The following is a 19377-nucleotide window of genomic DNA, read 5'->3' as shown; positions in this document are numbered from 1 at the left end:
CGAAGTTTGGTAATTTAAACGGAAAAAACAAATAGTGTTTCGCCGCAAATACCTACCCGGTGTTTAAACTTTGTATAAAATTACAGTCTCCTTAATTCAACTAACCTTTTCGGTTTTATAAATCACAATTGTGCCGTCAATTATTTCTTTAACCTGTTCTATAAATATTTTAATATGCGGTTGTTGCTCGTGCACGTCCAAACCCTCCTGGCTGGCCCAGGTTTCGTGGAAGATGAACCGGGTATCATCATCTGTTGATTGGTACAGCTCATATTGCAGGCAGGCTTCCTCTTTGGTCGATGCTGCTACCAACTGATTAAGGTAACCTTTTAGCTCGTCGGTATTACCGGCTTTACACTTCACTAAGGCTGTTAAGTACACTTTCATGGTTGTTGTTGTTGTCGATAAATAGCTTGGTTAAATGCTCCTGGTAATTTTGCAGGTTGGCTGCAATGTTTGCGTTTTTCATCACATCATAAAAATGGATGCTTTCTAAAGGTTCCATCCCGGTAAAGGCATTCATGCGGTGAAAGCCAAACAGCGGGCCTTCATCAACGCTGTGCTCATTAAAAAATTCGCCAGGCATGGTAAAGGCTGTTACCGGCGCGTTCCATGAGGTGGTTAGCAGGTATTTTTTGCCATGCATTAACCCGCCGGTACCATAGTTAATGCCGGGGTTTTCGGCTGTGCGGCCGTCGCTGCGGTAAATGCCGTTTTGATAGCCCGCTGTAAAAACTTCATCAATATACTTTTTAAAACCATGAGGTAGCTGAAACCACCAAACGGGGGTATGGTAAATAATTACATCGGCCCATTTATAGTTTTCGGCCTCCTGTGCGGGGTCATAAGCGTAGTTGATATCGGTCGACCGCACTTCAAAATCAGGGTTTTCCTCAAAGTATTTTACAGTTGTATCCAGCAATGTTTTATTGAACAGGCCGCCCGAATGGGCGAATATCTGCCCGCCATTTATAACAAATATATTTTTCATTTTTTATCTCGTGTTAACTGGCATCAAAATTACGGCACTATTTACTATAATTAAAATAACATAAGTTATACATTTGTATTATAATTATAATGATTGGCTATGGTGAATTTAGAATGGTTCCGTACGTTTAAGGCGATATATGAAACAGGTTCGTTAACCGGCGCGGCCGAATCCTTGTTTATTTCGCAGCCGGGGGTAAGCCTGCATTTAAGCTCGCTTGAAAGTTATGTGGGCTACAAGCTGTTTGATCGCTCATCGCGCAAAATGGTATCAACCGAGCGGGCGAAGATTTTGTATAACTATATACAGGAATCGATTTGTAAATTGGAAGAGGCCGAGCGGCATTTTCATAAAAGTACCGAAAAAGATGTGCCCACCATCAGTATAGGCATGTGTTTTGAAACTTTTCAGTTTACACTGGAATCGTACCTGCCCACACTGCCCTTTAACGTGATCATTAAATTTGGCGAGTACCCCCAAATGCTGGCCGATTTGGATAGCGGTATACTGGATATGATCATTACCCCGCAAAAAGGTGATTATAAGGGTTTAGAATATAAGCCGTTTTTTAAAGAGCGTATTGTGGTACTGGCGGGGCCGCAAACCGATGTGGATGAATTTAATAAACTGCTCAAAACAAAAGATTTGCCCAAAATACAAGATTGGCTAAAGGTCCAACCCTGGTACGGCTCATCGGGCGATATGGAGCACCTGCGGCGTTTCTGGCACACCAATTTTGGTAAACGCCCCGATTTTAAACCCAATTTTATAGTGCCCAACATGGGTTCCATCATTCGCTGCCTGAGCGGCGGAAAAGGCATTGCGGTAATTCCCGATTTCCTGTCAAAAACCGAGCGCGACCTGGGTAACATTAAACTGCTTTGGGAGGGTTATAACGTTATTGAAAATACACTGTATTTTGGCACACGCAAAAAATCAATCTATGCCCATGAAGTAGCCATGGTACAGGAAATTTTTGAACGCGAAATGGTGTAAGGATAATCATATTAGGCCGGTAAGCCTTTGCGTTTTGTTGACGCGTTATGAATAAACCGGACAAAATATCTAAAATATGCGTTAATTGCATTTTTTGAATTATATTCAATGCCAGCTAAGCCTATATCAGCATGTTTACCTGCAAGCGCCTTCTTTACAATATATTAATCACCGTAGCTATTGTTATAGCATATGCACGCCAACTGAAAGCTGATGAAATTAAACCCACAACTGCTCAACAAAAGGGTTTTGTTGAGAATGTTGGACAAATAAAAGATCAGAAAAACAAAGATAATGATCAGGTTAAGTTCCTGTTACCGCTATCTAAAGGGATGAATATACAGCTAAAGGCCAACAGCTTTAGTTATGATACCTACATTGTACACCAATCGCAGTCGGGAAATGAGCGAAACCGAAGGGAAAGATTCAAACTTTCGGCAACAAACCATAAATACCAGGTGAGTTTTCACCGGGTTGATGTCGAACTTTTAAATGCCAACTCATCACCCCGAATTATAACCGAATATCCTTCGCATGTTTTACATATATATTATAACCAAACACGCAGCGGGCCATTGTATGCACATAGTTATCAAAAAGTTACGTATAAAAATATTTACCCGTTCATCGACCTGGTTTGTGAGGCAAAACTTATCAATGGGGATATAGCATTTGAGTATTATTTTGTTGTTCATCCACAGGGAAATGTCAATCAGATCCGTTTGAAATACAAAGGGGCATTAAAAACCTATCTGAAAGAAAAAAAGATATACCTATCTGTAAACAAAGGCAGGTTTGCCGAACGTGTGCCATCAAGTTATGTAACTGCTGAAAAGCAGGTTGATGTTGACGAATTATCTGGCAAAAATAAGATTAACGTAAATTATGAACAAGTTGGTGTCAATACCTATGGATTTACTGCACCTGCATATGATAAGCGACATACGTTGATCATTGACCCAACGCCCGATCTGTTGTGGGGGACCTATTTAGGCGGAAGTGATGATGACATTGGGTACGCTATTGCCAAAGATGCTATGGGAAACCTATTTATGGTCGGCACAACCGACGATGATAACCTGGCCACATCTGGTGTTTACCAAAGCCAGATGCAAGGCCCCGGCGATGGCATGATAGCCAAATATAATGCTGCCGGTAAATTGGTTTGGGTAACCTATTATGGCGGCAATAATTATGATATTTTATATAGTGTTGCTGTAGATAAAAATAATGATGTGCTGGTTGCCGGTAATGCTTTTTCTGATAATAATATAACTACGGCCGGTGCGTTTGAGCCGGTGAAAAAAGGCCCTACATGGGGTACCAAGGCTTTTATAGCCAAGTTTAGTAATGATGGGGTAAGGAAATGGGCCACCTATGTTGGCGGCGACGGTGTTGAAACCGGATATGCCATAGCTACCGATAATGAAAATAATGTTTTGCTAACAGGCAGCACAACATCGTCGCAGGGTATTGCAACACCAGGTGCTTATCAAACGAAATTTATCGGCAGTATCGATCTGCAAATTTCTGACGCTTACCTGGTAAAGTTTGATGCCAGCGGAAACAAACTTTGGGGGACCTATTTTGGAGGCGCCGATGACGACCGGGGATATGGCATTACAGTTGATAAAAACGATAATATTATAATAACCGGTTTAACTTATTCTACGCAGGCTGTTGCATCGCTGCAAGCTGTACAAAAAACTATAGGGAGTGTAGCCCCGCAGGGAGGCGATGGTTTTGTAGCGAAATTTAATAGTACAGGAGCATTACAATGGGCAACTTATTGCGGGGGCGGTGGCGGCGATTACGGATGGTGTGCTGGTACCGACTCGCAAAACAATATCGTTATTGGGGGATATACCGGCTCACTAAATAATATAGCTACTGCCAACACACAGCAACCTTCAACTGCTGCCAATAATTATGGTGATGGCTTTATTATAAAATACACGCCCGATGGAAAGATTTTGTGGGGCACCTATTATGGAGGGAGTAGTACAGATTACATAAACGGATTGGCAGTTGATAAAAACGATAATATTTGGGTAACCGGCTCGGCCGGCACTAATGAAAATATTTCTACACCGGGAACTTACCAGCCGTTAAAGGGCGATTATAACTGTGCCTTTGTTGCCAAATTTAAAAATAATGGCAAGCGTATTTGGGGTACCTTTTATGGTACCGGCGGACCTTATGATAACGGGACCGGTTACGGTATTACTGTTACGGGGGATGGCGAGGCGGCCATAACAGGAAGAACAGGCTCCGTTAAAAATATCTCGTCGTGTGGAGCGGCGCAGCCTAATTTAGCGGGTGTCCGGGATGCTTTTGTTGCCAAATTAACCGAGAGCAGCGGAGCATCTACTCTTCCTTCGGTATCCATAATTGCAGACCAAGGTGCCCCTGTATGCGTGGGTACTTTAATAAATTTTACAGCTGTACCTATAAACGGCGGTAGTGCGCCCGTATTTAAATGGAAAGTAAACGGCCAAGATGTTGGTGCTAATAGCAGTATCTATTCATCAACCCAAATCAAAAACGGAGATAAAGTTAGCTGTAGTATTGTCAGTAATTCGCCGTGTATTGTATCCAATACCGGTTTGTCAAATGTATTAGTGATGGTTGTAAATGAACCGGTTACGCCAGCAGTAACTATAAGCGCGTCTGCCAGTCATATTTGTTCAGGCACACCGGTTACTTTTACTGCACATCCTCAGTTTGAGGGGATGGCACCCTTATATCAGTGGAAATTAAATAACAATAACACCGGTAATAACAGCCCGGTTTATCTCAATAATTTGCTTAACGATGGTGATGTGATCAGTTGTACGTTAACTAATCCATCGGGATGTGTTACCAACGCAATGGCGGTTTCCAATACCGTAAAAATGGAAGTAGCAACAGTACTTACCCCTGGTGTAAGTATCTCGTTGTCAAATAATAATGTTTGTGAGGGTACGCCTGTAACATTTAAGGCTCAGGCACAAAATGTAAGTACGCAAGTTAACTATCAATGGAAGGTTAATGGGATAAACGCAGGTACTAACTCGGCTGCTTATGCTGCGGATAACCTTAAAAACGGAGATTTTGTGCAGTGTGAAATTACCGATGCTGCATCGGTTTGCCAGCTGTCGGCCATTACATCAAATAGCGTGACCATGATAGTTAATCCAATCCCTATTGTTACAATTAATGCTAATCAAACCATATTAAAAGGTAAAAGCACGGTGTTAAACACTTCTGCTTCAATCAATATAGTTAAATACGAGTGGAGCCCGGCCAGCGGGCTTGATGATGTTGGTGCGGCAAGCCCACTCGCCAGGCCCAATCAAACAACAATTTATAAGTTAACCGCAACATCGGCAAGTGGATGCCAGGCTACTGATAGTATAACTATAGCCGTAGTTACAGACATAGAGATTGTAAACACGTTCACGCCAAATAATGACGGGGTAAATGACACCTGGGATATTAAAGGTTTGGTTGATTATTCAAACTGCACTGTTGATATATATACCCGATATGGCCAGCATATATTTCATTCTTTGGGTTATAAGCAACCATGGAACGGCACATATAAAAATTCGCAGCTTCCATTTGGTGTTTATTATTATGTTATTAATTTAAAAAATGGAAAAAAGGCACTTGCCGGAAATGTTACTATTTTGAGATAGGATGCCGCTGTTTTACAAACTCGTCCGTCCGCATAAATTCGTAGCCCTTTAATTTTCCCCAGCTGATAAACTCTTCCAGCCTGTTTGCAAACGGTTGCCCCGAATTTTTGACCACATATTTGGGAAATCCAAACCGGGCATCGTGCAGATTGGTAAATTCCCAGGGGTGAAAATACAGGTTAAGGTAGCCATCTTTTTTATGGGTGATACCGCTCATCCACTTTAACAGCCCCATGGGCAAGTTATGAAAACTGAGCCAAAATAACGGGAAACGGATCAACGGCGATACTGATGCCGGTATCTGCAACACGTCCTGATCGTAAAACCAGCTGCGGGGCTTGCCAAAGTTATTGTACCTGCCGGGAATAAATGTGGGGTTAATGGATGAATTGTAGGTGTAGCCAGCCTTAGCTATTTCGCGTTCATCAACCGGCATCATCCTGGCCATACGGAAGCCGGTTACCTCGGCTCCGGATATTTCTTGGAGTTTGGTTTTTGATTGTGCCAGGTGCTCGGGCTTAAAATCTGAATGATAATAACCGTGCGAGGCTATTTCATGGCCTTCATTTACAATCTGGCTAATAACTTCCGGCCTATGTACGGCATAATTTGCTGTGCAAAAAAAAGTAGCCTTAATTTCTGCCGCTTTTAATATGGCCAAAATAACGTTAGTACCCTGGGTTGATATAGCTAACTGCTCGGCGAACGATATTTGTTTGCCATACTCCAATGGCATGTCAAACTCTTCGATATCAAACCCTAATAAGATCATTCTTTACATTTACAAGGTTGGTAGACCTGATGAGATAATTTGGACGTGCTTTTGACTGCATAAATATTTTGCCCACATATACGCCAATAATGCTTAACACCATCAACTGCAGACCCCCAAAAAATGCTATAGTAGCTATAATAGATGCCCATCCGTTAACAGCGTAACCCTCGGCAAAGCTAACTAAAACATAAGGGATGTAAAAAACAGCCATCAGGGAAACTGTTAGGCCCACGCCGGTCATGATATATAATGGCCTTGCGCTAAATGCCATAATGCTGCCCACTGCCAGCTTCACCAGTTTTATAAATGAATAGCTTACTTCGCCGGTATGCCTTTTTGAGGGGGTGTACGGTATGCCGTATTGTTTAAAACCGGCCCATTTTATGATGCCCCTTAAAAACAACTCATGTTCATCAATTTGTTTTAATTGCCTCACAACCTTTTCGTCCATCAGCCTAAAGTCGGCAGTGCCATCTTCCAGCTTAATGTCCGATAGCATGTTTATGCCCTTGTAAAAAAGTTTTGAAGTAGCTTTCTGATAAAATTTTGCATGCGGATTTGCGTTTTCGCGGTAGGTATAAACAATATCATAGCCTTCTTCCCAAAACTGCAGCATTTTTATTATCAGGCTGGGCGGGTGCTGCATATCTGCATCCATGGTTATAACGGCGTCGCCTGTAGCTACGCCAATGCCGGCCTTAAGGGCATTGTCTTTCCCAAAGTTCCTGGAAAGTTCAATGAAAAATACGTTTGGATATATCTCGGCATTGAATTTTATTTCGTTAACGGTGTTGTCGCTGCTGCCGTCATCAACAAAAATCAACTCGAAATTATATTCGGTTTCGTTTAGGGTTTTGGTAAGCGCCTGGATCAGAAACCCCACATTATTCTGCTCATTATGGCAGGGGATAATGACCGAGAGTTTCATCTTTAAATCGGAAATCATATTGCTCAGTAGGTTTTAAGGTTGCTGCAGGTCAGCTTATACCGTATGAATATTTTTATTGGTCATTAAAAAAAACACATAAATCAATAGCAATTGCGTTTGTTTTACTGTTAGGATTCCAGTACACTAACGCCATGCTTTCCTCAATACGTAGTTTTTTGTATAAATGTAACTTTCTCTTTACAAAAATAATAATTTATGTATTATTTTAATTACAAAGCGCATTTTAACACTTTAATCTGAAGAAATTCTGAAGTATTGAGGGATAGAGGAAAAGGTGCAAAAAAACAGGCATTTAAATTATAAAGCAGCTTTGGTTTCTGGCTTCACGAAGTTCCTGCTTAGGGTTTCGTACACTATCTTCAGCCAGATTAAAAAGCAGGGCAGCGACTTTAATTTGTAAGGCAATACGTACGTTTCGCGGATAGATCTGGGGAAAAGATCGGATGGCGATAGGGTGGTTAAAATGATGGCCAGTACCAGTAAAAATATTTCGAAACCGGTTACGGGCCTGTTTAAATTCATAAACCAGATGCCTACACCTGCAAACGCGATAATATAAGTAGGCGACTCGGACCCACTGCTGAAAATCACCGCGAAAATTAATGCCGATGCCAGGATAAGTAACCGGTAAGGTGTCGATTTAAAACAGTTTATCCGCAGGTACGAAAGGGCGAAGAGCGTCATTGCCGGGATAATTACCACCGTGTTTTTAAGCCCCGGATAATTTAATACCTTGCGAAAAAAGCCCATTACACAAATATCCTGCATAATAGAACCTTCATTTTGTAAGTTTTTACCTTTCAAATCTACATACCAGTCGCGGTAGGTTTGCACAATAAACGCCGGCGACGAGATGAGCATCGGCAATACAAACATTACTACCGACCAAAAAATAAAGCTGGCGATAAACTTGAGTTTGTTATCGGAAAAAAAGAAGAACGCCAGCCCTACAATACCGTATAATTTGATGAATGTGCCCAGTGCAATCATCAGCGCTGCCCAAAAATCCTGTTTTTTGTTGATGAAGTTGAAACTTAAAATAATAAGCCCCGCCACCAGTGGGTTACTTTGCACGTGGGCCGATGCCGTCATTAATTCATGGGCGCAAATAAGTAAAACGATCAGATATTGATTCTCCTTCAGCGGCAGCAACTGGATGGCTTTAAACAACACAAAAGCATTGAACATTACCCAAAGCATAATGCCCACGTAATCTGGAAAAAATGTAAAGGGCGCAAATATGATTGAAAATATAGGCCCGTAATGATTCAGGTCGTAATAATGTTCGGGATAAGCGGCATACAGGTTTTGCTGGTGCAGCGTATGTAAAAAATTATATTTAAAAATGGTGTAGTTGTTAAAACCCTGGTGATTCAGGATCTCTTTCAGCACAATGAGGAAACTCAAACCAAACCACGCAGAATATACAAAGGGTTTATAATAAATGAGTTTGGATAGTTTTTGAATCATGGGGATAAAGCAGGGCTCAAATATAGTAATCTATCAAGAATGTTACGTGGGTTTTAATGAGTTGATGATTATCCGCATTAACATTAAGCGCTTCCCCTCCCCACAAAATCCTTACACAGTAATGAAACAAAAAGGCTCGCAAATGAGTATTTTTACACTACGTAACGGCTCCGGTATTAAGTTAGTGGTCTTCAGTTGGAAGTCTTAAGTCGAAATTTGTCTATTTCCGGCTTAGAACTTAAGACTTTCGACTCAAGACTATGTGGCAATTTATGATTGAAACAACACATATTATGGAGCTGTTTATCAATTAAACAAAACAATAAAATGCCTTCAAATATTCAAAAAATAACTTTCGGCAATGGGTGCTTTTGGTGCACCGAGGCCATTTTTCAATCGCTTAAGGGAGTAATTTCGGTAACGTCGGGCTACATGGGCGGCCATGTTGATAACCCAACCTATAAACAAGTTTGCACCGGCACCACGGGCCATGCCGAGGTAATTGAGCTGGAGTACGATGCCGATATATTATCGCTGGATGAACTGTTGCTTGTTTTTTTTAAAACCCATAATCCAACAACACTTAACCGCCAGGGCAATGATGTGGGTACGCAATACCGATCGGCCATATTTTATACAACCGCTGAGCAAAAAGACGCGGCCATTGCCATGATTAATACCCTAACCAATGAAAAGGTTTTTGACAGCCCGATAGTAACCGAGGTAATACCGGCCGGCCAGTTTTATAAGGCCGAAGATTATCATCAAAATTATTTTAACGATAATCCGGGCCAGTCGTATTGCGCGTTTGTTATCCAGCCGAAACTAAATAAATTTGCCAAAGAGTTTACGGATAAAATTAAGCCGGAACTGTTGTAAATTAATAGATTTTTTGTCATGCTGAACAGAGTGAAGCATCTATTATTCGCCGTGCTTGATCGCTCTGCACAGCCTGCGAATAGATCCTTCGTTCCTCAGGATGACAAAATACAAAGTCAATTCTGCCATCGCCATACATGAAAAAAAGTTACACACTTTCAATACTGCTGCTGCTGTTCACAGCCTGCGCAACCAAAAAAAAAACTGCTACCGGCAGTGCCTTTTCTATCACTAATAATGGCAAAGTATGGGGCTCCATATGGCAGCAAAGGGTGGCAGAGTACAAGGCTTTGTGTTTCCAGGCCTATAATATTGCCAGGCTTCGGGTTGATGAAGGTATAAAAAATTCCGGCAGCAAGCCACTGGCCATTGTTACCGATATTGACGAAACCCTATTGGATAACAGCCCCTATGATGCAGCCCGTGCCCTCCAAAACAAAGACTATACCGATGCAACCTGGAAGGAGTGGACCGACAAGGCTGTGGCCGATACGGTACCCGGAGCCCCCGCGTTTTTTAAATATGCAGCCTCAAAAGGCGTCGCTATTTTTTACATCACCAACCGTAACGAAAATGAGCGGGCAACTACTCTTAAAAATCTGCAGTTATATGGCTTGCCAAATGCCGACGATGCACACCTGCAATTAAAAACGGGTACATCAAGCAAAGAAGCCCGGAGGTTAAACGTGCTGAAAACCCACAACATCCTGCTGCTTTGCGGTGATAACCTGCCCGATTTTGATATGCTGTATGATAACCACCCATCAGAAGAAAACCGCGTAGCAACCACCCAAAAACTGGAAAAAGAATTTGGCAGCAGGTACATCATCATCCCTAATCCATCTTATGGTGATTTTGAAGGGGCGCTTTTCGGGTTTAATTATAAGCTTACAAACGCGCAAAAAGATTCAATCATCAGGGCTAAAATCAAGACGGATAAGTAAGTTTTTATTCAGCTTTTTTGGCATTTGATAATGATCAATGTGTTTTTTTGACACAGATAGTCTATCTTTAGCCATTATTCGCGCAAAGAAAGTTGCGTCACAAAAATTACCCCATTTCCCAAAAGCTGTTTAAATGGTAAAAAATGGAGGAAAATGTTGGGAAGATGTCAAATATTGCAGCGAACGGTGCAGGAAACATAAATTAATTGCAAATTTGTGGTCTGCATTAATACAGTTAACTCCCTGTTTAACTATGAGCGATAGAACGATATTGGTTTGGTTTAGAAATGACTTGCGGATACATGATAACGAAATTTTGTTAGAAGCCGTGCGCAAGGCTGATAAAGTTCTGCCGGTATATTGTTTTGATCCTTACTATTTTCAGCAAACAGCATCTGGCGCCAGCAAAACAGGAAGTTTCAGGGCCCGGTTTTTATTGGAGGCTGTAGCCGATTTACGTAAAAACCTGCAAGGCTACGGCGCCGAACTGATTATCCGCATAGGTAACCCCGCCGAAATTATACCCCAGCTTGCAGGCCAATACCAGGTAAATGAAGTATATCATCACCGGGAGGTAGCCTACGAAGAAACTGCAAAATCGGAAGAGGTGGAAGCTGCTCTATGGAAAATGCGGCTTAACCTTAAGCATTTTATAGGGCATACCATGTACCACAAGGAAGATTTGCCCTTCCCGATAAAAGATATCCCGGATAGTTTTGCCGTATTTAAAAAGAAAGTTGAGCGCGACAGCAACGTACGGCCATGTGTGCCCACACCCGAACATATTTATACCCCAGATATCGCCGAAGCGGGCGAGCTGCCAACCCTGCAGCAGTTGGGCTTACACCAACCTGTTGACGATGTGCGTGCTACCAATTATTTTCAGGGTGGCGAAACGGCCGCACTGATACAGCTGCATAAATATTTTTCAAAATCCGACCTTGCTGTTAAAGCCAAAAGTAAAGCAGGCATCATTACCAATACCTCAAAATTATCGCCTTGGTTGGCTGTAGGCTGTATTTCGCCAAGGCAGGTTTACTGGGAAATATTTAAGCATAACGATGCCCAAAGCAGCATGCTGAAACTGGAGCTGTTATGGCGCGACTATTTCAGGTTTATGTTTAAAAAACACGGACAGAAATTCATCCAGGCAAAGGGTACTGAAGAAGCGGTTGCCGTAAATAACGAAAGCTTTGATAAATGGGCGGCAGGAAAAACCGGCGTCCCGTTCATTGACGCCTGTATGCATGAATTAAATGCCACAGGTTACATTTGTAACCAATGCCGCCAGATAGTAGCCACCTACCTGGTGAACGACTTAAAAGCCGATTGGATTAAAGGCGCCGCCTATTTTGAAGAAAAGCTGATAGACTACTCGCCCGCAAGTAACTGGGGCAACTGGGCCTTTATTGCCGGGATAAATGATGCCAAAGTAAGCAAATACACCATAGCAGCAATCCCGCAAAAAGAACTGGACACCAAAAGCGATTTTGTGACTACCTGGGAGTCATCACCTGTAGATGAGGCGGGGGATTTAGTAGGGGTGTGAGGATTTTTATGCCTGAAAATTGAGGCAATCGTCATTGCGGGTATCCATCTGAATGATTCTGAAAAAAATGGGGATGACGTGTTGGCTTTAGAGCCTCATAACAACCATGTCAAGGGTAGCGCAGCGTGGCAATCACGAACTGTGCAAGTCCGCCTGTATTGTTCTCGATTGCGTTTACTATACTCTTTTCAATCACAACCAACCGTATTTTATCCTCCAAACCATTCATTCCCATCAAAACTGCATCATTTTTAACTGAATTTCTTTGTAATTAATTGTGAAGTATATTACCGTATATGCTTACTTTTGCACTGTTTTAAAGATCATTTTCACATGGATCGTCTAAATTATATCAATAGCGGCAACGCAGACTACATCAATTCCTTATACGAAGCATACAAACAAGACCCCGAATCTGTAGATTATGGCTGGCAAAAGTTTTTCGAGGGGTTTGAATTTAACATAAATACAAATGCAACAGGCACAGCAGCTTCAACAGCTGCACCTGGCGTTGATGATAAAACTTATGATCACTTTTTAAAAGAGATCAAAGTGCTTAACATGATAGATGGATACCGTTCACGCGGCCACCTGTTTGCTAAAACCAACCCGGTTCGCGAGCGCCGCCACTATTATCCGGGTAAAGAGTTAGAAACATTTGGTTTAAGCGAGGCCGACCTGGATACCGTTTTTAACTCTGGTGTTGAAGTTGGCCTGGGCGCAGCTAAATTGAAAGATATCCGCCAGTTACTGGAAGATACTTACTGCCGTGCCATTGGCGCCGAGTACAGGTACATCCGCAATCCTATCAAAATCAAATGGTTTGAGGATAGGATGGAGAAAAACCGTAATACGCCATCTTTCACGGTCGACGAGAAAAAATCGATGCTGAACAAGCTCAACGAAGCCGTTACGTTCGAAAACTTTTTGGGGACTAAATTCCTGGGTCAAAAACGCTTCTCGCTCGAAGGAGCCGAAGCGCTGATCCCATCCATGGATTCGGTTATTAAAAAAGGGGCCGATCTGGGTATCGAGGAGTTCATCATCGGTATGGCTCACCGCGGTCGCTTAAATGTGCTTACCAATATTATGGAGAAAACCTATAAAGAGGTATTCTCGGAGTTTGAAGGCAAAAACTTTGATTCTGAATCGCCTTTTGGTGGGGATGTTAAATACCACTTAGGTTTTTCAACCGATGTAACCACATCAAACGGAAAAAAAGTGCACCTGAGCCTTTGCCCCAACCCATCGCACTTAGAGGCGGTTGACCCGGTTGTGGAAGGTATCACCCGTTCAAAAATCGACTTTAAATACAATGGCGATCATTCAAAAATCGCCCCGATATTAATCCATGGCGATGCATCTGTTGCAGGCCAGGGTATTGTTTACGAAGTTTTACAAATGGAAAAACTGGATGGCTACCGCACCGGCGGTACCATTCACCTGGTTATCAATAACCAGATAGGTTTTACCACCAACTATAAAGATGCCCGTTCAAGTACTTATTGTACCGATGTGGCAAAAACTGTGCTATCCCCGGTATTCCACGTAAATGGTGATGATGTGGAGGCTTTGGCCTACGTTGTTAACCTGGCCATGGAGTACAGGCAGGTATTTAACGAGGATGTGTTTATTGATATCCTGTGTTACCGCCGCTATGGCCATAACGAGGCTGATGAACCAAAATTCACCCAGCCGTTATTATATAAGGCTATCGAGGCGCATCCTAATCCGCTGAAAATTTACAATCAAAAACTGATTGATGAAGGCAGTATTGATGCCAATTACCTGAAAGGGGTAGAGAAAGCATTCAAGGATGAATTGCAGCAAAAGCTGGATGAATCAAAAGCCGAAGATAGGTTTACCGATACCATTGCCATGTTTGAAGGCGCCTGGAGCGGTTTACACCTGGCCAGCCATAAAGAGTTTGTAAAAGCAATTGATACATCGGTACCCGAAGAAGAATTATTAGCTATAGGTAATAAGTTAACCACGCTGCCGGCCGACATGGAGTTTTTCAAAAAAATTGAAAAACTGTTTGAAGACCGCAAAATTATGGTGAACCAGACCAAGGTTTTTGACTGGGCCATGGGCGAACTTTTAGCTTACGGAACCTTATTAAAAGAGGGTTACCCCTTAAGGTTAAGCGGCGAAGACGTTAAGCGCGGTACTTTCTCGCACCGCCACGCGGTATTAACCCTTGCCGATTCGGAGGATGAGTATACGCCATTGGCAACTATCGAAACTGAAGCAAAACTGAGCATTTATAACTCCTTGTTATCTGAATATGGCGTACTTGGTTTTGAGTATGGTTACGCATTGGCCAACCCTAATGCACTGACCATTTGGGAAGCGCAGTTTGGCGATTTCTTTAACGGCGCACAGATCATTGTTGACCAATATATTGCCAGTGCCGAAACAAAATGGCAGCGCGGCAACGGTTTGGTAATGTTGTTGCCTCATGGTTATGAAGGGCAGGGCCCCGAGCATTCATCGGCCCGTGTGGAGCGCTTTATGGAGCTTTGTGCCGATGATAATATCCAGGTGGCTAATTGTACTACGCCTGCAAACTTCTTCCATATATTAAGGAGGCAGATGCACCGCGATTTCCGTAAGCCGCTTATTATATTTACACCTAAGAGTTTATTGCGCAGCCCTAAATGTGTATCGCCGATAGAAGATTTTACCAGCGGTAAATTCCACGAGCTGATTGACGATACTTACGCCGATCCTAAAAAGGTAAAACGTGTACTGCTTTGTACCGGTAAAGTTTACTATGATTTGCTGGATAAACAACAAGCCGATAGACGGAAAGACGTAGCCATTGTACGTGTAGAACAACTATACCCAACCCCGGTTACACAAATACTAAAGGTAAAAGCCAAATACGAAAAAGCTACTGAGTTTATCTGGGTACAGGAAGAGCCCGAAAACATGGGTGCGTGGCCATACATTTGCCGCAAATTCCACAATGATACGGTAATAAACCTGAATGTGATATCACGTAATGAGGGCAGTAGTACTGCTACCGGTTTTGCCAAACAGCATGCCGCGCAGCAGGCCTACATTGTTTCAAAGGCATTTGAAGCGCCCGCCGGTAAAGTGGTAAAAGAAGCAATAAAAAAGACAACCAAAAAAATGGCTGACGCCGGAGCGGATTGAGTTAGGTAGTGCGTTTTACGTGGTACGTTATACGTAACCATGCAAAACGTAGAACATACAACGTTAGCTGATCATGCAAAACGTAGAACATACAACGTTAGCTGATCATGCAAAACGTAAAACTTAAAACGTATAACGTACAACCATTCAAAAATATACAATACTAAAATATGAGTTTAGCGATCAAAGTACCTACCGTAGGTGAATCAATAACAGAAGTAACCCTGGCAAGCTGGAAAAAAAAGGATGGCGATCACGTGGAAATGGATGAGGTTATTGCCGAGTTAGAATCGGACAAGGCCACTTTTGAACTTACTGCCGAGCGCGCAGGTACTTTACAAATTGTTGCCAAAGAGGGCGATACTTTAGCCATTGGCGCATTGGTTGCCAATATTGAAGAGGGCGAAGGCGCTGCTGCTCCTGTAGCACAACCACAGCCCGAAGTTGTTGCTAACGCACCCGCGCCGGCCCCTGTTGCCGCTGCCGCGCCTGTTGCTGCTCCGGCACCTGCTACAGGTGGTGGCTCTTTAGAAATTAAAGTGCCAACCGTAGGCGAATCAATCACCGAGGTTACGTTATCCCGCTGGATGAAAAAAGATGGTGATGCCGTTGAAATGGACGAAGCCATTGCCGAACTGGAATCAGATAAAGCCACATTTGAATTGACTGCCGAAAAAGCAGGCGTATTAAAAACCATAGCCAAAGAAGGCGACGTATTGCCAATTGGCGCTGTAGTTTGCACCATTGAAGGCACAGGTGCCGCAGCCCCTGCAGCGGTTAGCCCTGCGGTAGTAAGCGCAACCGACGAATCGCCCCGTGGCGGTGCGCCGGTATCAGCCGCCGGTGCCGTTACTTACGCGTCTGGCACCCCATCGCCTGCGGCTGCTAAAATATTAGCCGAAAAAGGCGTTGACCCTAAAGCCGTATCAGGTACAGGTGTCGATGGCCGTATTACCAAAGGCGATGCATTGGGTGCACAAGCTGCAAGCCCAAAACCAGCAGCCCCGGCTACCCCGACCACAGCCCCCGCACCTCAGACCTCAGAACCCGCAACTCAAAACTCAAGAAGCGAGAAGCGAGAGAAAATGACCTCGTTACGTAAAACTGTTGCCAAGCGTTTGGTAGCTGTTAAAAACGAAACGGCTATGCTGACTACCTTTAACGAGGTAGATATGCAGCCTATTATGGAGCTGCGCAGCAAATACAAAGATAAATTTAAAGAAAAACATGGCGTTGGCTTAGGCTTTATGTCGTTTTTTACCAAGGCAGTTACCGAGGCGTTGAAAGACTGGCCGGCTGTAAATGCCCGTATTGAAGGCGAAGAAATTGTATATAGCAACTATGCCGATGTTTCTATCGCGGTATCGGCCCCTAAAGGGCTGGTTGTTCCGGTGATCCGTAACGCGGATAGCATGAGCCTGGCCGAAATTGAAAAGGCCATTGTTGTATTGGCCGGTAAAGCCCGCGAAAACAAACTCACCATTCCCGAAATGACTGGTGGCACCTTCACCATCACCAACGGCGGTGTGTTTGGATCGATGATGTCGACACCGATATTAAACTCGCCACAATCGGCCATCCTGGGTATGCACAATATTATTGAGCGCCCCGTTGCCGTAAATGGGCAGGTGGTTATCCGCCCCATGATGTATCTGGCCCTGTCATATGATCACCGCATCATCGACGGCCGCGAATCGGTAAGCTTCCTGGTGCGCGTAAAACAACTGCTGGAAGATCCTGCAAGGTTATTGTTAGGGGTATAATAAATCATACTTAAATATTTGAAAAGCCCGGCGAAAGTTGGGCTTTTTGCATGTGTGTTGCATTAACATCAGGGATTTACTGGAGGGTGCGCATCAATCCTCCTTTGTCCTCTTATCTAAAAAAGTTAAAATATCCGGCATCCTATAATCGCCTTTCATACTTCTGATAAAACTCACGCAGAAATCTAAGTCCAAGCCAATGGATGAGATATATAAGGGGCTGTTGCTAATTCCCCGTTTCAATTCCCTCACGGTATCTTTATTTTTAAAGAAAGATGTTTTTGCAACACCTATAACCGGAACTCGTTTTTCTAAAGCTTCCCAAAGCCGGCCGCCCAAACCAAAATTCATGTCGTTGTCAATATAAACGTAGCCATCAATTACAATAGCGTCGATATCGTTCAAACTTATTTGTTCAATAATTTTCAGGAGGCAGGGAAGTTCCCGTTTATAAAATTCGCCGGGTATATAGTCATCTACGTCGTTTATATACTCGATGATTACCTCTTCAGGAAAAGCATCTTCCCAATTAAACAAAACGCCAACAGCTTTGGCCCCTGCTGCTTTATAATGTACATCTAATGCTAAAATCATAGTTTCATCCCTTAGGTTCCGGGGCCCGATCTCCCCAAAAATACAAACTACTTTGTATTGCACGCCTTACCTCCGCGCCGTAAAATTGTATCAACAAACAACCAAAACCACCATGACAAAAACATATTTATTTAGTCCCTGATCTGCGCAAGTAAATTGCATACACAATCGCTCCTACACCCCTTTTTAAAACCCAGTTAACCTAAAAAAATGGAATACCTGATAGCTACAATTGTAATCATGCTGTTTTGCATAACAGCGCTTGCGCAGGAAAACTCGTCAGAAAGCGCAATAATAATATCGAGAGATACTCCCAAGTCTTCAAAAGCAGGAAAGGAGCACGCAAAGCAAATGACAAAGCACATTTGCCTCCCAGTATTTACAGATCTGCCTAAGTTTACGGGCCTGCTTTGTTTGAACGTCGTCCTGATAAACGGACACAAGGCGGTAAGCACATATTTACCGGCCTGGTATGGCAATGTAACGGTGCCACAATCGTCGTGGGCAAATCGTTATGAGCGGCCATTCGCCGTTGGTATTGCAACAGAAACAGGAGGCTATATAGCTATATTGCCGCAGTTTAAGCTTGTTAATTTATTTGGCAAAGCATTGTGTTTTGTCGTGAAAAAATTACAACTTAGTTAAAGCATAACCAGCCTGTTGCCAATTACCAGGCGCTATAATTATCAACCTACTTATTACTTAACCTAATTTCCCTCACCATGACTTGCAAAACACGGCTACCATTCATGTATTGCGCGTTAATAGCACTTTGCCTGTTAGCTCAATCAGCATTTAGCCAAAACACATTCGAAAAAGAATTAAAGCAACAAATTGATTCGTTTTTAGCGGTGAAACCTAATGTGGTTGCACCGCAGGAAATACCGCAAGTAGGCCAGCGCGAACTTTACCCCAGCGATGCGCCGTCTGCACTTTTAACGCCTACCGGTTTTGGAGGCTATGGCATGTATATTTTTGGCGGCCTGGGTGGTGCATACCCGGAAGTATACAGAAACAACAAAGCTGATTTAATAGCCTCGGTAGGCGCGTGCGTAGGCGACCCCATTGAGGCCGTAAATTTTGCAGCCAGTTTAAATATGACGGATGTACACAGGTTCAGAGACTTTTCGGGAAACTTTATCCTTAGCCGGAAACTGTTTGCCGGTACAAGTATAGCGGCAGGTGCGCTTCAAGTGTTTGCGAACAACAAACAATCAGACTCGCCGGGTTCGACTTTTTTTATGGCGATAAGCCACGCGGTACAAACGCTTCCATCGTTAACGCCCGGTAGTTCGAGGCTTAGTTATACCATTGGATTAGGCAGCGGCCGGTTTTATGAAAAAAGCCCCAAAGATATTGCAGCCGGTAAAGGCAAACATGGTACCGCCGTATTTGGCAGCATATCATTTGAAGTAATACGCCATTTTACCTTAAATACCGAATGGACAGGGATGAACCTGGGCCTATCGGCGGGTATACGTCCATTCAAAACGCCAATTAGCCTGGGCATTGGCGTGGCCAACCTAACAAAGTATTCATCAGACAGGGCCAATATGGTTTTTTCGATTGGATTACCACTCTCACTTACCCGATTAATGACCAAATAATTTACATTATGAAAAAGA

General features: G+C 43.1%; 15 protein-coding genes. 9 read left to right on the top strand and 6 right to left on the bottom strand.

All coding sequences use genetic code 11. The features are described from left to right. Positions 1–96: 96 nt before the first annotated feature. Positions 97–363 (bottom strand): putative quinol monooxygenase, encoded by a 267-nt coding sequence (locus tag PQ469_RS21875; RefSeq protein WP_274209572.1) that lies wholly within the window; start codon positions 361–363, stop codon positions 97–99. After that, positions 353–991, bottom strand: coding sequence for an NAD(P)H-dependent oxidoreductase (locus tag PQ469_RS21870; RefSeq protein ID WP_274209571.1), 639 nt, complete (start codon positions 989–991; stop codon positions 353–355). The genes PQ469_RS21875 and PQ469_RS21870 overlap by 11 nt, the downstream gene beginning before the upstream one ends. A gap of 99 nt (positions 992–1090) precedes the next feature. On the opposite strand from PQ469_RS21870, the gene PQ469_RS21865 reads away from it, so the two are divergent. Next, a complete protein-coding gene (locus tag PQ469_RS21865) occupies positions 1091–1987 on the top strand; it encodes a LysR family transcriptional regulator (RefSeq protein WP_274209570.1) in 897 nt (298 codons plus the stop codon). A 131-nt stretch (positions 1988–2118) separates the two neighbouring features. Further along, positions 2119–5667 carry a DUF7948 domain-containing protein gene (locus PQ469_RS21860; protein WP_274209569.1) on the top strand — a complete coding sequence of 1183 codons (3549 nt, stop codon included), beginning with the start codon at positions 2119–2121 and terminating at the stop codon, positions 5665–5667. Here the strand turns inward: PQ469_RS21860 and PQ469_RS21855 are convergent. The 3 genes from PQ469_RS21855 to PQ469_RS21845 all read right to left on the bottom strand — a co-directional run bounded on the left by PQ469_RS21855 (position 5654) and on the right by PQ469_RS21845 (position 8861). Continuing rightward, entirely contained in the window at positions 5654–6439 is a 786-nt protein-coding gene (locus tag PQ469_RS21855) for a polysaccharide deacetylase family protein (RefSeq protein ID WP_274209568.1), read from the bottom strand. The genes PQ469_RS21860 and PQ469_RS21855 overlap by 14 nt on opposite strands. Next, positions 6420–7388, bottom strand: coding sequence for a glycosyltransferase family 2 protein (locus tag PQ469_RS21850; protein WP_274209567.1), 969 nt, complete (start codon positions 7386–7388; stop codon positions 6420–6422). Before PQ469_RS21850 ends, PQ469_RS21855 begins: the two co-directional genes overlap by 20 nt. 300 nt (positions 7389–7688) lie before the next feature. Next, positions 7689–8861: a glycosyltransferase family 87 protein gene (locus PQ469_RS21845; protein ID WP_274209566.1), complete on the bottom strand. Its 1173-nt coding sequence runs from the start codon at positions 8859–8861 to the stop codon at positions 7689–7691. 327 nt (positions 8862–9188) lie between these two features. On the opposite strand from PQ469_RS21845, the gene msrA reads away from it, so the two are divergent. The 5 genes from msrA to odhB all read left to right on the top strand — a co-directional run bounded on the left by msrA (position 9189) and on the right by odhB (position 17158). After that, positions 9189–9740: a peptide-methionine (S)-S-oxide reductase MsrA gene (gene msrA, locus PQ469_RS21840; protein WP_274209565.1), complete on the top strand. Its 552-nt coding sequence runs from the start codon at positions 9189–9191 to the stop codon at positions 9738–9740. A 137-nt stretch (positions 9741–9877) separates the two neighbouring features. Next, positions 9878–10684, top strand: a complete 807-nt coding sequence (locus PQ469_RS21835) for a 5'-nucleotidase, lipoprotein e(P4) family (RefSeq protein ID WP_274209564.1) — start codon at positions 9878–9880, stop codon at positions 10682–10684. 253 nt (positions 10685–10937) lie between these two features. Further along, complete coding sequence (locus PQ469_RS21830) at positions 10938–12233, top strand: DASH family cryptochrome (RefSeq protein ID WP_274209563.1); 1296 nt, start codon at positions 10938–10940, stop codon at positions 12231–12233. A 333-nt stretch (positions 12234–12566) separates the two neighbouring features. Then, the gene (locus PQ469_RS21825; protein WP_274209562.1) at positions 12567–15395 is read left to right on the top strand and encodes a 2-oxoglutarate dehydrogenase E1 component; all 2829 of its coding nucleotides are present in this window, start codon (positions 12567–12569) and stop codon (positions 15393–15395) included. A 170-nt stretch (positions 15396–15565) separates the two neighbouring features. Further along, complete coding sequence (odhB, locus tag PQ469_RS21820) at positions 15566–17158, top strand: 2-oxoglutarate dehydrogenase complex dihydrolipoyllysine-residue succinyltransferase (protein ID WP_274209561.1); 1593 nt, start codon at positions 15566–15568, stop codon at positions 17156–17158. 93 nt (positions 17159–17251) lie between these two features. On the opposite strand, the gene PQ469_RS21815 is transcribed toward odhB, so the two are convergent. Then, positions 17252–17752: an endonuclease V gene (locus tag PQ469_RS21815; protein WP_274209560.1), complete on the bottom strand. Its 501-nt coding sequence runs from the start codon at positions 17750–17752 to the stop codon at positions 17252–17254. Between the two features lie 210 nt (positions 17753–17962). Here PQ469_RS21815 and PQ469_RS21810 point away from each other — a divergent pair, with 210 nt between their 5' ends. Together PQ469_RS21810 and PQ469_RS21805 are read left to right on the top strand one after the other, a co-directional pair. Further along, positions 17963–18397, top strand: a complete 435-nt coding sequence (locus tag PQ469_RS21810; RefSeq protein ID WP_274209559.1) for a hypothetical protein — start codon at positions 17963–17965, stop codon at positions 18395–18397. Positions 18398–18474: 77 nt separating this feature from the next. Beyond that, positions 18475–19359, top strand: a complete 885-nt coding sequence (locus PQ469_RS21805; protein WP_274209558.1) for a hypothetical protein — start codon at positions 18475–18477, stop codon at positions 19357–19359. The last annotated feature ends 18 nt before the right edge of the window (positions 19360–19377 follow it).

It is taken from the genome of Mucilaginibacter sp. KACC 22773 (assembly GCF_028736215.1).
Lineage (GTDB): Bacteria > Bacteroidota > Bacteroidia > Sphingobacteriales > Sphingobacteriaceae > Mucilaginibacter.
Note: the sequence above shows the minus strand (reverse complement) of the source record. Positions and strands in the feature narration are given on the sequence as shown.